This is a genomic window from Bradyrhizobium sp. JHI2711 (assembly GCF_056156565.1).
The window spans coordinates 2,245,927-2,259,671 of the sequence record NZ_JBPZPT010000001.1 but is presented as its reverse complement, the minus strand read 5'-3'; the positions used below and the strand labels follow the sequence as shown (position 1 = coordinate 2,259,671).

General features: G+C 62.4%; 11 protein-coding genes and 2 pseudogenes. 7 read left to right on the top strand and 6 right to left on the bottom strand.

Annotated features, from left to right (window positions below; translation table 11 throughout):
* Positions 1-27: 27 nt before the first annotated feature.
* The 4 genes from ACTEK7_RS10555 to ACTEK7_RS10540 all read right to left on the bottom strand — a co-directional run bounded on the left by ACTEK7_RS10555 (position 28) and on the right by ACTEK7_RS10540 (position 3,791).
* Positions 28-303 carry a hypothetical protein gene (locus ACTEK7_RS10555; RefSeq protein WP_225127481.1) on the bottom strand — a complete coding sequence of 92 codons (276 nt, stop codon included), beginning with the start codon at positions 301-303 and terminating at the stop codon, positions 28-30.
* A 14-nt stretch (positions 304-317) separates the two neighbouring features.
* Positions 318-749: a pyridoxamine 5'-phosphate oxidase family protein gene (locus tag ACTEK7_RS10550; RefSeq protein ID WP_225146147.1), complete on the bottom strand. Its 432-nt coding sequence runs from the start codon at positions 747-749 to the stop codon at positions 318-320.
* Positions 750-939: 190 nt separating this feature from the next.
* Positions 940-2,679 (bottom strand): SulP family inorganic anion transporter, encoded by a 1,740-nt coding sequence (locus ACTEK7_RS10545; protein WP_225146146.1) that lies wholly within the window; start codon positions 2,677-2,679, stop codon positions 940-942.
* Between the two features lie 452 nt (positions 2,680-3,131).
* On the bottom strand, positions 3,132-3,791 hold the full coding sequence (locus ACTEK7_RS10540; RefSeq protein WP_036004343.1) for a hypothetical protein: 660 nt from the start codon (positions 3,789-3,791) through the stop codon (positions 3,132-3,134).
* Between the two features lie 1,074 nt (positions 3,792-4,865).
* Here ACTEK7_RS10540 and ACTEK7_RS10535 point away from each other — a divergent pair.
* The 4 genes from ACTEK7_RS10535 to ACTEK7_RS10520 all read left to right on the top strand — a co-directional run bounded on the left by ACTEK7_RS10535 (position 4,866) and on the right by ACTEK7_RS10520 (position 8,859).
* Positions 4,866-6,485 (top strand): coiled-coil domain-containing protein, encoded by a 1,620-nt coding sequence (locus ACTEK7_RS10535; protein ID WP_051056872.1) that lies wholly within the window; start codon positions 4,866-4,868, stop codon positions 6,483-6,485.
* Between the two features lie 62 nt (positions 6,486-6,547).
* Entirely contained in the window at positions 6,548-7,591 is a 1,044-nt protein-coding gene (locus ACTEK7_RS10530) for a TAXI family TRAP transporter solute-binding subunit (RefSeq protein WP_157783996.1), read from the top strand.
* The gene (locus ACTEK7_RS10525) at positions 7,588-8,217 is read left to right on the top strand and encodes a hypothetical protein (protein WP_074447514.1); all 630 of its coding nucleotides are present in this window, start codon (positions 7,588-7,590) and stop codon (positions 8,215-8,217) included. Before ACTEK7_RS10530 ends, ACTEK7_RS10525 begins: the two co-directional genes overlap by 4 nt.
* 24 nt (positions 8,218-8,241) lie before the next feature.
* The gene (locus tag ACTEK7_RS10520) at positions 8,242-8,859 is read left to right on the top strand and encodes a DsrE family protein (RefSeq protein ID WP_074447513.1); all 618 of its coding nucleotides are present in this window, start codon (positions 8,242-8,244) and stop codon (positions 8,857-8,859) included.
* A 274-nt stretch (positions 8,860-9,133) separates the two neighbouring features.
* Here the strand turns inward: ACTEK7_RS10520 and ACTEK7_RS10515 are convergent.
* A pseudogene (locus ACTEK7_RS10515) lies at positions 9,134-9,292 on the bottom strand (SDR family NAD(P)-dependent oxidoreductase); the annotation flags it as partial.
* A gap of 182 nt (positions 9,293-9,474) precedes the next feature.
* Here ACTEK7_RS10515 and ACTEK7_RS10510 point away from each other — a divergent pair.
* The 3 genes and pseudogenes from ACTEK7_RS10510 (at position 9,475) to ACTEK7_RS10500 (ending at position 12,485) form a co-directional block, all read left to right on the top strand.
* The gene (locus ACTEK7_RS10510; RefSeq protein WP_036025954.1) at positions 9,475-10,245 is read left to right on the top strand and encodes a methyltransferase domain-containing protein; all 771 of its coding nucleotides are present in this window, start codon (positions 9,475-9,477) and stop codon (positions 10,243-10,245) included.
* Between the two features lie 182 nt (positions 10,246-10,427).
* Positions 10,428-10,988 (top strand): annotated as a pseudogene (locus tag ACTEK7_RS10505) (TRAP transporter small permease); the annotation flags it as partial.
* A 216-nt stretch (positions 10,989-11,204) separates the two neighbouring features.
* Positions 11,205-12,485, top strand: coding sequence for a TRAP transporter large permease (locus ACTEK7_RS10500; protein ID WP_225146237.1), 1,281 nt, complete (start codon positions 11,205-11,207; stop codon positions 12,483-12,485).
* A 181-nt stretch (positions 12,486-12,666) separates the two neighbouring features.
* Here the strand turns inward: ACTEK7_RS10500 and ACTEK7_RS10495 are convergent, their stop codons facing one another.
* Entirely contained in the window at positions 12,667-13,737 is a 1,071-nt protein-coding gene (locus ACTEK7_RS10495) for a glycosyltransferase family 4 protein (RefSeq protein WP_225146144.1), read from the bottom strand.
* Between the last annotated feature and the right edge of the window lie 8 nt (positions 13,738-13,745).

Here is a 13,745-nt window from a genome sequence, read left to right as displayed (position 1 = left end):
GGTTGGGCGTGCTTCGTCGAAATCACCTTACGGCACAAACGTGCTGAGCTCGTAGACGACGACCGCAGCGCCGAGACAGCGCCGCCAGGGATTCACGCCGCGGATAATCTCATCGGCGCCCCAAATCACTAGTCCGCTTTTAAAGACGATTGTCAGGGCGACGCTGGCTCTTCCCGCGGAAGGCCAGATCCAAAGCAGAAGGCCCGCGACGATCACGATCCATAGGATGAGGTTGGGCCATTGCGCGATGGTGATGGCACCGGTTTCGCGGCTCCTGAAGAACCAATCGAGGAATCGGCGCACGATCACCGCGTCGGTCAGATCACGACCTCACTCTCTTCGCGGCCCGTCCAATAAGTGATGCGCTTGGCTTTGACTTTGATCAGGACGATGCCCGGCGTATCGATTCCGTTGTCGAACCACTTGTCGAGGTCGCTGGTCCAATGCTGTTGGAAGGCGGCCTTGTCGCGGATCAGCTCGGCAGTCCCTTCGACCGCGACGTAGACTCCCTTCGAGAATAGGCCCGCCTCCGATGAGAATCCGAGCGCTACCTTGGGATTTCGTTGGATGTCCGATACCGTTCGCGCCTGTTCGTAGGTGAAGTAGTACGAGGTGCCGTCGTAGGCGACGTCGCCGTTGTTGCTCATCGGACGGTTGGCAATCTCGCCGTTCTCGGTGTGCGTCGAGAGAATGGCGATGTCGATGCCGGCCATTTCCTTTGAGATTTCGGCGAGCGATTTCTTGGGCATGAACTTTCCTCCAGTGGAGCGGAGGCAACGATTGGATTGGGCCCATGTTCCCTGAAGCCGGGGACGAAGTGCGCGCCCGCGGTTGAGCAATGACTCGCTTATTGCCGGCGGCGGTCTGGCGGTTGGGCCGTCATGCTCGCTGAAATGCCGCAGGTGCGGCCTTGCGCTGGTTGTCGCGCTGGCCGGCTCGTCACGACCCGACGCGACGACCGACCTCGACCTGATCCTCCCAGTCCTCCCATTCGACATTGTTGATGTGGAGGTAGCTCGAGACGGCCGAGCCGATGGTCGGAAAGAACTGGGCTTCGCCGACCTGCGCATACAACCCGAACCGCTTCAGCTTGTCCTTCACGGGATCCTTCAGCTCGGCAAAGCAAAGTTCGATGCCCCTGACGTGGAGCGCCTCGTCCAGTTCGGCAATTGTGTCGCAGGCGGTGACGTCGACGCTCGTGACCGGTTCGGCGGCGACGACCAGCCAGCGCACGGGTGTCGGCGATTGCTCGACCGCGGCCAGAATACGTTCCTTGAAGAACTCGGCATTGGCGAAGAACAGCGGCGCGTCCCAGCGGAACAGCACCAGTCCGGGTATCAGGCGGGCATCGGGATATCTCGTGATGTCGTGATAGCCCTTGACGCCCTGCGCCCGCCCAAGAATTGCGGAGTGCGGACGCCAGCCGTCCCACAGAAACTCGGCAATGGCGACCGCGATGGCGAGGCCGATTCCGGGAATTGCGCCGAGCACGGCTACGCCCACGAAGCACAGCACGGTCAACCAGAATTCCCAGCGCTGGATCCGGTAGATTCGTTTGAGATCACTGATCTCGATCAGGCCGATTGCGGCTGCGATCACCACGGCGGCCAATGCGGCATTCGGCAGGTGCTGCAACAGGTTTGGCGCAGCCAACAGAAGGAACGCGATCGCAAACGCGCCGACGACACATGTGAGCTGGGTGCGGGCGCCGGCGGCTTCGGCAACGGGCGTGCGCGAGGAACTGCTGCTGATCGGGAAGCCCTGGAAAAAGCCGGTCGCCAAATTGGCCGCGCCGAGGCCCACCATCTCCTGGTTCGGATCGACCTTGTCGCCCAGACGAGCAGCATAGGTTCGCGACAACACGCTGGTGTCGGCGAACGAGACCAGAGCGATGGCGCAGCCGCCGGCCAGCACGGGGATAAGATCGCCATAGCCTATCCTGGGAATGGAGAAGGCCGGCAGACCTTGTGGAAGTGGCCCCAAGACTTTCACACCATAACCAGTTCCCAGATCAAGGAGTGAGACGACAAGGGTCGCTCCGACGACGGCAATCAGGATTCCCGGCAGTCGCTTGCTGTCCTTGAGCAGCAGGATGACGATCAACGTACCAAGTCCGACTGCGAATGCGGCCCAATTGATCTTGCCATCACCGATCCCAACGGCGATCGCCCATAGGTCTCTCAGCGGTCCTTCGCTTTCGATCGAGAAGCCGAGCAGCTTTGGCAACTGGCTGATCAAAACGGTCAGCGCGATCCCGTTCATGTAGCCGTACCGTATCGGCTTGGACAGCAGCTCGGTCACGAACCCTAACCGTGCGATGCCGGCCACAATGAGCACCGTTCCCGAAACGAGCGCCATCATGGCGGCAAGCATTGCGGCGCGGACCGGATCGCCGCCGGACAGGGGGACGATGACGCCGAGGATGACAGCTGCCAGCGCCGAGTCCGGTCCGAGCACGATGATGCGGCTCGGACCGAACATCGCGTAGGCCAGAAGCGGGACCATGGTCGCGTAGAGGCCGTGGATGCCCGGCAGACCGGACGCGACGGCATAGGCAATTCCGACCGGGACAAGCATGGTCGCCAGCACGAGACCTGCGAAGACATCATGCCGAAGCCAGGCCGCTTCGTAGTACCGAAGCGTATCGATCCCGGGCACCCAACGCGTCCAAACGTTCACCGCGCGCACTCCAAAGGCCGGTCGCCATGCGAAGCGATCGCCGGTCAACAGACGATCAACACGGATATCTGCAGTCACGTGTCGGCTCGCCGATAGCGCGCGACGATCTCGCAACGACTCGACCACTCGCTTGACGCAAATCAACGTTGCCGTAACCTCGACTATTCCGCGGCGCAGCAATCCTTGGGACGAGAGCCATCGCTCCTGGACCTGATACCGCAACCCGCCATCCACCGAAGGGCCGATAGCCTTTTCCTGTGGTCATCCTTCGCGACGCCCGCTTAGGCGGGCTCCTGAGCAGGGAGTGTGTGGCTGCAGTCTCGGGAGACACTGACGCCGATTAGCCTCATCCTGAGAGCTCTGAGGAGGCGCGTAAGCGCCGTCTCGAAGGACGAGGCGTGCGCACCGGCCAAGTCATGTGCGATAACCCTGGCCATCCCTCACGTTCGTCCTCACCGCACGATCATCGACTCCGGCCAGTTCGGTGCTTGCCACACCGTCGACCACGGCTGGTTACCTCCACAGCCGCGCGCCGTGACATCCACGCGGACGAGCACGAAGCTGCTGGTGCCACTGGTATAGCCTTCGGTCGTTCCCAGGCGGTAGACGTGACGAAGGCGAGAGCTCGGACACATGTCTGTTCCGGTTAGGGCCTCGAACACGCCGGCCTCCTTTCGCCAGGTGATGAGGCCCGGCCGCGGCGTGGTGCCGAACCCGGTGTTCTGTGCGAAGAATGGAAACGCGACGAGCTTCGGATGGCGCGCGTCCTTGAGGTCGAAGACGAGATGACTTCCCACGATCCACTGACAATATACGACGACGAAACGGCGCTCTCTCTCGACCAAGAAGCGAAGCGGAATCTCTTTCATGCCTTTTTCGACGTCGCAGTTTTCGCGTTGTGCTGCGCGCGCCACCTGCCGTGGGACCTCGGCGAGGGCTGAGACCTGGAAATCCGTTCTGCCTCCAAACGGGATGGGATCGAAGGCGGCAGTCTCATCTCGACTGCCGGCGCTCTGCTTGTCCTCGCCGAACGCGGCGGAGGTCAAGTGAACTGCGGCAAGGAGCATCAAGAGACCGATCGCAACACTCACGCTCTTCAATGCCGAACGCATCGCATGACTTCCTCGAACTGATACCGCCGCAGTCCCGATCCACGGGGATCACCGTGCCCATGATTGTACTGCGCCCGCGAGGCGAAAAACACCACGAGCGCACGCACCCATGCGGTCAAGCCAGGCCGTTTTCGGCGATTTCAAGCCAGCTGTGGTGGCACGAGAACAACCGAAGGACACGCCTGAGTGTGTATCGGGCATGGGCCCAAGTGAAGGCCCGCATCTGGGAGTTACGGCCCCAAAATTTGAGGCGCTCCCGACGCGGGCTTGGGCTGTCGACTCGCCTACTGCCAAGATCGGCGCCGCATCGCCAAGCTACCAGTAACTTTTGAACGTTTGCGCATTCGTCGTTCCTCAGCCTTTTCCAGGCGGGTACGAAGGTTCTGAAGCTCCGTCAGTTGAGAGCTGAGCGACAAAACACGTTGACGCAGAATCGCAATACGGTCGCACTGACCACGAGTACTCATGACGCGCCCTAAACTATGACTGTCAGGAAATGAACAGCTGGGCCAAGAAACAGAATGGACTTAAACCTATGAGTGTTGATGACCATAGCAAAGGTTCATGAAATTTGATTGACACGCGCGGCAGGGACGTCGCCGACCGCGATCGGAACATGCCAAAGATCAAAGCGCCGTTGGATCGGTGATTTTGCGCGACCACCCCAGTTCGATTCCGAGTTCTTACGGAAAACCGCTGCTAGAGCACAAGCCCGAGCACCAACCAGCTGGCAACAGACAAACAGACGCCAATTCCCAAATACGGCAATGCAATGCGCATGGTCATTCCTCCATGCCTGGACGCGACGAGAACATGGTCAGATACGCAGATTCGGGGCGCCAGCCCTATATTCCATGCGATGTATGAGGTGTTTAACGGCATCCGACGAGCATATTTAATTTGACTTTTGAATATGGTCAAAATTATATGTATTTGAGTTAATTGCTATATTTAATTTGGGCGTGTCGCCGCGCCGCAACACATTATCTACGCGTGTTCTGATCGGGTGCCGAAACCATGCGAACAGGCTGGGCGATCGCTCCATTGGAGTTGCTCTTGAGAGAGGCGTGATGCATGCGCCAATCAATCGATACTGCACCCAGGGACCGAGAAAGCACCCGAATAGAAGATGCGGCGGAGGAGCTCGGTCACGGGTCGCCCGAGACGGGCAGATGGGGCGCAAAGGACGGCTCAGCGCTCCGCTCTTCACGGACCCATTGGTGGGGTGAGACCGAGGATATCGATCCGGAGGAGACGGGTAGTTCGCTCATTGCAGCTGTCGTTCTGGTCGCCCTTATCTTCGCTGGGGTGACCCTGCTCGGTGCTTTCGACCCGTTCAACGCACAACCGACTGCCGAAACAACTCGAATCGACGGCGGGAGCGCCGCCGGCCTCGACCAGCGGCCTGACTTCGCGACCGGATCGCCAGCACTCCTTCAGAGCGAAATGTCCGAGGCCCCGATTCAGGCGGTCTCCGCAAGCGCGGCGGGCCCGCCACCACGGCTCGACGCCGACGGGCGCAGTGACGCGCTCTCCGGTGAACTGGCCGGCGCGCGCAGGGAGCTCGAAGAGGCGGTCCAGCGCACGCATGCAGCGGAAACTGCCACGGAGGAGCTGCGGCAGTCTCTTCAAACTGAGCGAGCCCGCAGCGCCGCCTTCGCGGACGAACTTGCCGGAACCCGCCGCGAAGTAGAGGCTCGTATCGCGCAGGCGCGCGAGGCGGACGAGGTGGCCGCACAGCAGAGGGATGCGGCGGCGTGGGAGATCGCTGAACTGCGGCAGTCCCTGCAGCAGGAGCGGGAAAAGAGCGCCGTCCTGGCGAAGCGAGTGAGCGCCGCGCAGGCGATAGCGGCAAGCGCTGAGCAAGAACGCTACGAGGCGCAGTCACGCGCCGCCGCCCTCGCGAGCGAGCTTGCCGGCATGACTGGCGGATCGGCTACGGCCGACGGTGCGACGGCGGAGCAAAGCGAGGCGGTGGGCGGGGAGATCGCGGAATTGCGGCAGTCCTTGCAGCAGGAGCGCGAAAGGAACGCAGCCCTCGCGCAACAAGAGGACGCCGCGCGGTCGGCAACGGCGAACGCCGAGCAACAACGCCGTGCCCTCGAAGAGGCCCAGGCTCATGCTGCCGCGCTGGAGAGCAAGCTTGCGCAAACGCGCGGCGTCATCGAATCGCTGAACGGGCATCTGCGCGAGGCGAACGATGCAGCCTCGCAGCAGAGACAGGCAGCGAACCGGGAGATCGCCGAACTGCGACAGTCGCTGGAGCGGGAGCGGAGCAGGACTGAAGCCAGGGAGAGCGAGATCGCCTCGGTATCGCGCCTTATCGATCAGCACGCCCCGGCGGCGCAAAGAAACGGCGGCCCGACCTTGTCGACGGCGCAGAACGTGACCGCAACGGAGCCGCCGACGAATCCAGGCCAGGACGAGGTGGAGGCCCGATTGATCCCGCGTGCCAGAGCGTTGCTCGATCAGGGCAATATCGGTGCAGCACGGATTGTGCTCGAGCTTGCGGCTGAGAAGAACAGTGCGCAGGCGACCTTCATGCTCGCGGAGACATATGATCCGGCGGTTCTGTCGGCTTGGGGTGCCTATGGAACGCGCGGCGAGGCGGCCAAGGCGCGCGAGCTCTACGCGAAGGCACAGAGGAGCGGCATTCGCGGAGCCAAGGAACGACTGGATGCATTGCATCACTGAGAGTGGGCTTTGCATTCATGCCGGGAAGAGTGGTGACGGTGGGCAATCCGGAAAGGAACGACATGAACAAGCTGCCAAGGTCGCTCTCGTCGCTCGTGCTCGCCGCGCTGGTGCCGATTGCCGTGCTGCTTCAAACGACTTGCCTGGAAGCACAAACCGCAAGATCGGCCAAGGCGGATGCACAAATGCTCCGACGGCCGCTCCCTCAGGAGAGCGAAAAGGGCCGGATGAACGCCTGGACCGTCGGGCTCGCGGGCGGCCTGCTCGAGGGCGCGCCGATCCGCCTCGCGGCAGAAATGGCCCGTGTCGTCGACGACGGAGCAGAGCTGCATCTCCTGCCGATCGTCACCCGGGGCGCCACCGACAATCTGAATGCGCTGCTCTATCTGCGTGGTGTCGATACCGCGATCATCAATTCCGACGCGCTCGAGGAGTACAAGCTTCAGGTTCCGCAGATCCAAAGCCGCATCACTTATCTGCTCAATCTGTTTCCGTCCGAGTTGCACATCTTCGTGCGGCCGGAGATCACGAGCCTGCAGGACCTTGCCGGCAAGAAGGTGAACTTCAATACTCAGGGCACCGCAGCCGCCTATTCCGGTCCGCTGATCTTCAGCCGCCTCGGCATCGACGTCGACAAGACGTTCATTCCGCATCAGCTTGCCCTGGAACAGATGCGCAAGGGGGAGATGTCGGCCGTCGTGTTCATCACGTCGAAGCCCGTGGACGCCTTCGTGCGAGGCCGCTGGGAAGCTGGATTCAAGTTCCTGCCGGTCCATTACGACAGGAAATTCGAGGACTATTATCTGCCGGCGACCTTGAACGCCAACGAGTATCCCAATCTGATCAAACAGGGTGAGCGGGTTGCGACTCTTGCCGTGCCGACGGCTCTCGTTGCATTCAACTGGCCGCCACGCTCAAACCGCTATCAACGCGTGGCGCGCCTCGTCGAGTACCTGTTCTCGCGGATTGACCGCCTGCAGGCACCAGGCTTCGATCCGAAATGGCAGTCCATCAATCTCGCGGCGTCCGTCCCCGGGCTCACCCGCTTCCCGGCTGCGCAGGAATGGCTGGATCGCAAGGCACGCAGCGTACAGGCGAGGCCATGAAGAGTGCCGTTCCTCCGTTCGCCGTCGCCTTGAACGTAGCCTGCGGAATCGCTTACGCGCAAGACACGGGCGATGCCGTCGAATCACTTCGGGCTTGTTCGGCGATGGAAGGGCGGGGCCGGCTGGAATGCCTGCAAGAACTGTCACGTAAGATTCCGCCGCCCGGGCGGCGGGCGTCAGACGGCGGCTGGCTGATCAGCGAGACCACCTCGCCGGTCGACTATTCACCCGTCGTCACCGCCACCACCTTTTCGGTTGGCGGCTCGGATGGAGCCACGATGCAACTCGCAATCCACTGCCGCAAAGGCCGAACGGAAGTCACGGTCGCCGGACCGGCGCTGTCACGGAGCGCCAACGAATACGTCATCTCCTTTCGGCTGAATGCGGACACGCCGATGCAACTCGCGGCGGCGTCGCCGTCATTCGGCTCCGGCGTCGCTTTCGGGGGCGACGTCGTAAAGTTGCTGAACGCGCTACCCGACGAGGGTCACATCGTCGTGCGCCTTTTCGCCCGCACTGGTCAGGTGCAAGACGGACAGTTCCTGCTCAGCGGATTCGAGAACGTGCGCAAGAGAATGGCGGCTGCATGCAAATGGCCACATAGCGTCGCCAGACCGGGAAGGTGATGGTCAAGGAACGGGAGACACGAGATGATCAATCCGAAGTTGACGATAGCAATCATCGGCGGCCTGGCGATGGTGCTTCTGGTCGAACCAAGCGCGCAGGCGCAACAGGACAACCAGTTGATCCCGCAGATGAGCGAGAAGAATCAGGCACGCGATCCGAAGCAACCGACTAGACGGATGCACGTGAGCAAGCCGGGGCAGACTCACACGAGCAAGCAAACCGCTGCGACACGGGCGGCGATGGCTCAGGCGACAAAACCCGATATCGTCAAAAAGCCGCACCAGCTAATATTGCAGGTCAATTCCAACGAACCTGCGATGATGAACCTCACGCTCAACAATGCCACCAATGTCGCGCAATATTACCGCGATCTCGGTGAACCAGTCTCAATCGAGATTGTCACCTTTGGTCCCGGTCTTCATATGCTGCGCGATGATACCTCGCCGGTAAAGCCACGCATCGAGGTGCTCGCGATGAGCAATCCCGAAATCTCCTTCAAGGCCTGCGGCAACACCCAGGAAAATATGCGGAAGGCGGAGAACAAGGACATCAATCTGATTCCGCAGGCGACGGTGGTCAAATCGGGTGTCGTCCGCGTCATGGAGCTGCAGGAACAGGGCTGGAGCTACGTCAAACCGTGAGGTCCGGCGACAATGAGGCTGTCGGATGCGCAGTTAGAGCGGAATGGCTTTAGGTTGAATCGATTGCCACGGGCTCGGTGCAACCTCTCCCGCTCTTGTCAGCCGAAGCCTTGGCGAAGGCGGATGCGGGAGAGGTCACGCCACCGGCTCGCGCCCACGGCGCGCCCGACGACAGGCTCCGGCGCGGGTCAGGGCTTTCTCCTCTCGGGGCTATCCCATTCCGGAAACATTCCCCAGCCCTCTCTCACAAGCGGGAGAGGGAGTGCACTTGCCTTGTAGCAATCTCCTTCACCAGCTCGGCGAGGAGATCGGTACGGCGCGCCACGCCGATGACGCGCACGCCTTCGGCGGCGAGGCCCCTGGCGATGGCGCGGCCGATGCCGATGCTCGCGCCGGTGATGACAGCGGTTTTCGATTTGAGCCCGAGGTCCATGGTCGCACGCTCCCTTGGTCCTGCCTGCTTTTTGTTGTTCGTTTGCCGCTCTGTCCCGCGGGCTTGCGAATTGCCCGACCGGGACGAGCAGTGGTAACCAAGAGGCTTGCCGAAGGACAAGAGCCTTGTTTAAGGACAAAAGCCTTGGCGAAGGAAATACGAAAAACAAAAGGCGTCGAAGGATGGTCTGGGATCCGCAGCAATATCTGAAGTTCTCCGGCCATCGGCTCCGGCCCGCCGTCGACCTGTTGATGCGGATTCCCGATTTTGCCCCACGCGCGATCGCCGATCTCGGCGCCGGCGCCGGCAACGTCACCAAATTGATCAGGGAGCGCTGGCCGGAGGCACGCGTGACCGGGGTCGAGGGCTCGACGGAGATGGTCGCGGCAGGACGCAAGGCCGCGCCTGACGTGGAATGGTCACATGAGGATCTCGGCCATTGGAGTCCCGCTGGGCAGTACGACTTGATCTATTCCAATGCCGCACTGCATTGGCTGCCCAATCATGCGGCACTGTTTCCGTCGTTGATGGAGAAGGTGACGCCCGGGGGCGTGCTCGCGGTGCAGATGCCGCGCAATTTCCTCGCGCCTTCGCATGTGCTGATCGGCGAGACTGCGCTCGACGGCCCATGGCGCTCCAAGGTGGAGCATCTCGTCACCCCGCCGCCGGTGGAAGGGCCGGGCTTCTATCACGATCTGCTCGCGCCGATGTCGGCCAACATCGACATCTGGGAGACCGAATATCTGCAGGTGCTCGAAGGCGACAATCCCGTGAAGGAATGGACCAAGGGCACCTGGCTGACGCGCTATCTCGACGTGCTCCAAGGCGAGGAGAAGGCCGCGTTCGAAGCCGCCTACGGGATGCGCGTCGCGAGCGCCTATCCGAAGAATGCGGCGGGGCAGACGCTGTTCCCGTTCCGGCGCCTCTTCATGGTCGCGCAACGGAAAGGCTGATGGCGCTGCCGCAATGCGGCATAGCACGCGTTGCCTTGGACTCGCGCGGATGCCGGCTTGCGCATCCGGCGGTCATCACGTTAGCTTGGCAGCGCTTAGCTCTCGTTGTTACCGACGGCTGCGGCCCAATAACAACAGTACCAACGGTCGGGGGCAATTGCGCTCCCGGCCGTTGCGCTTGAATGATCCAATCCGGGGGGACCAAGTTGCTGCGTGTGCTGAATCGCTTTCTCGATCATCTCGAGGAATGGCTGATCGCGACGATGATCGCGGCTGCGACGTCGCTCATCTTCGTCGCGGTGGTGCACCGTTACGGCGCCGGGCTGTCGATCGACCTCGCCAAATGGGCGGAAGCCCGCAACCTCACCGTCCTCGCCGTGCCCGCGCGCGCGACGTTCGCCTGGCTTGCCGCCCTCGATTTGTCATGGGCGCAGGAGCTCTGCATCTACATGTTCATCTGGATGGCGAAGTTCGGCGCCGCCTACGGCGTGCGGACCGGCATCCATGTCGGCGTCGACGTGCTGGTCAACATCCTGCCGGGCGGCTCGCGCCGCCGCATCATCACCTTCGGCCTCCTGTGCGGCGCGCTGTTCACCGCCATCGTGGGCTATTTCGGAGCCGCCTTCGTCAGCCACATGTGGCACAGCGGCCAACAGTCCAACGACCTCGAGGCGCCGATGTGGGTGGTGTATCTCACCATTCCGATCGGCTCCGGCCTGATGTGCTTCCGCTTCCTGCAGGTCGCCTGGTCGTTCTACCGCACCGGCGAGCTGCCGCATCACGATATGGCGGGCGTCGAGGGCGTCGAGGCGGATCCGGTGCATCCGGCGCCGGTCACGCCCACCCAGGTGGTCCGGGACGAGCGCAGCCCGCTCGGCTGGATCCTGATGCTGCTGCCGGTCCTGATCGTCGCGCTGTGCTTCGCGCATGCGGCCCATGTCATCACCTTGCCGCAGGGCCTGCGCGTCTTCATCGTGTTCGCGCTGCTGCTCTCGCTGATGCTGACCGGCATGCCGATCTCGATCGCGCTGGGTCTGACCGTGCTCTCCTTCATGTTCACGCTGACCGACGTGCGAACCGAATCGGTGGCGCTAAAGCTGTTCACCGGCATCGAGAATTTCGAGATCATGGCGATCCCGTTCTTTATCCTCGCCGGCAACTTCCTGACCCATGGCGGTGTGGCGCGGCGGATGATCACCTTCGCAACCTCGCTGGTCGGCCATTGGTACGGCGGGCTCGCGCTGTCGGGCGTGGTCGCCTGCGCGCTGTTCGCCGCGATCTCCGGCTCCTCGCCGGCGACCGTGGTGGCGATCGGCTCGGTGATCCTGCCCGCGATGGTCGCGCAAGGCTTTCCGAAGCGGTTCGGCGCCGGCGTGATCACGACGTCGGGCTCGCTCGGCATTCTGATTCCGCCGTCGATCCCGATGGTGCTGTACGCCGTCTCGACTAACAGCTCGGTCGGCAAGCTGTTCATCGCCGGCATCGTGCCGGGGCTTGCGCTCGCATCGCTGCTCGGCGCCACGACGTTCTATCGCGCCTGGCGCAACGACTATCCGCGGATGCCGAAGGCGACCTTCATGGAGCGTCTCGATGCGTTCCGCAAGTCGATCTGGGGCATCCTCCTGATCGTGATCGTGATCGGCGGCATCTACAGCGGCCTGTTCACGCCGACTGAAGCTGCGGCCGTCAGCGCGGTCTACGCCTTCATCGTCGCCGTGTTCATCTACAAGGATCTGAAGCTGCGCGACGTGCCGCGCGTGCTGCTGTCGTCGGCCAACCTCTCGGCGATGCTGCTCTACATCATCACCAACGCCGTGCTGTTCTCGTTCCTGATGACCTACGAGAACGTGCCGCAGGCGCTGGCGCAATGGATGATCGACCAGGGCCTGGGCTGGATCGGTTTCCTGCTGCTCGTCAACATCCTGCTGCTGCTCGCAGGCAATGTGATGGAGCCGTCCTCGATCATCCTGATCATGGCGCCGATCCTGTTTCCGGTCGCGGTCAAGCTCGGCATCGACCCGATCCATTTCGGCATCCTGATGACGGTCAACATGGAGGTCGGCCTTTGCCATCCGCCGGTCGGCCTCAATCTCTACGTCGCCTCGGGCATCGCCAAGATGGGGATCACCGAGCTCACGGTCGCAGTGTGGCCGTGGCTGCTGACGATGCTGGGCTTCCTCGTGGTGGTGACCTATTGGCCGGGCCTGTCGCTGTGGCTGCCGCGGCTATTGGGGATGTAGCGGTGCGACAGGTGTACCCTCTCCCCTTGTGGGAGAGGGTGGCTTCGCGAAGCGAAGCCGGGTGAGGGGTTTCTCTCCTCACGAACAGTTCTGCGAGCGGAGACATACCCCTCATCCGGCGCTTCGCGCCACCTTCTCCCACAAGGGGAGAAGGGAAGAGACCGGCAGCGATGTAGAAAGTCTACTCTGCGCTGCTCACCAGCTTGATCCGCGGTGCCTGCGCCTCGGTCAGGCTGCGATATGCGGCGAGGTAGTCCAGGGCCATGCGCCGCGCGGTGAAGCGCGTTTCGAACTGCTTGCGGATCGCGGCGCGGTCGAGTTGCGGAAGCCGGGTCACCACGCCCGCGGCGCTGATGACGTCCTCGACGATGAAGCCGGTGAGGCCCTCGTCGATGATCTCCGGCACCGAGCCGCGGTTGAAGGCGACGACCGGCGTTCCGCACGCCATGGCCTCGATCATGACGAGGCCGAACGGCTCCGGCCAGTCGATCGGCAGCAAGAGGCCGAGCGCGCCGCTGAGGAAATCCGATTTCTCGTGATCGCTGATCTCGCCGATGAAATCGACCAACGGATTGTTCTCGATCATCGGCCGGATCAGCTCGTCGTAATAATCCTGGTCGGCACGGTCGACCTTGGCCGCGATCTTGAGCGGAATGCCGCAATGGGTCGCGATCTTGATGGCGCGATCGACGCCCTTCTCGGGCGCGATGCGGCCGAGCACGGCGAGGTATTCCTGTTTCGCCGGCTTCGGCGTCAGCAGCTTCTCCGGCAGGCCGTGATGGATCGTCGTCACCCAGTTCGCCTGCGGCACCGGCCGCCGCTGCGCATTGGAGATCGAGATGACCGGCATCTTGGTGAAGGTGTTGAAGACCGGCTGATGCTCGGGAAGATCGAGCCGGCCGTGCAACGTCGTCACGAACGGGGTCGGCTGGCGGTGGAACAACGACCAGGGATAATAGTCGAGATGGAAGTGGAGGAAATCGAACTCCTCGTCGTCACATTTTTGCCGCACCCGCTCCAGTAGCACCATGTGCAGCGCGTTGGGATCGCGCACGGAACCGTCGAGCCGAAGCGCCCGCGGCCATAATGCATCGAGCTTGGCCGATGTCCGCGAGTCGCCGCTGGCGAAAAGCGTCACGTCATGGCCCAGGGCCACCAGCTCTTCCGTCAACCAATGCACCACCCGCTCGGTGCCGCCATACAGCTTGGGTGGAACAGCCTCCGTCAACGGAGCTACCTGCGCGATGCGCATCTCACCAT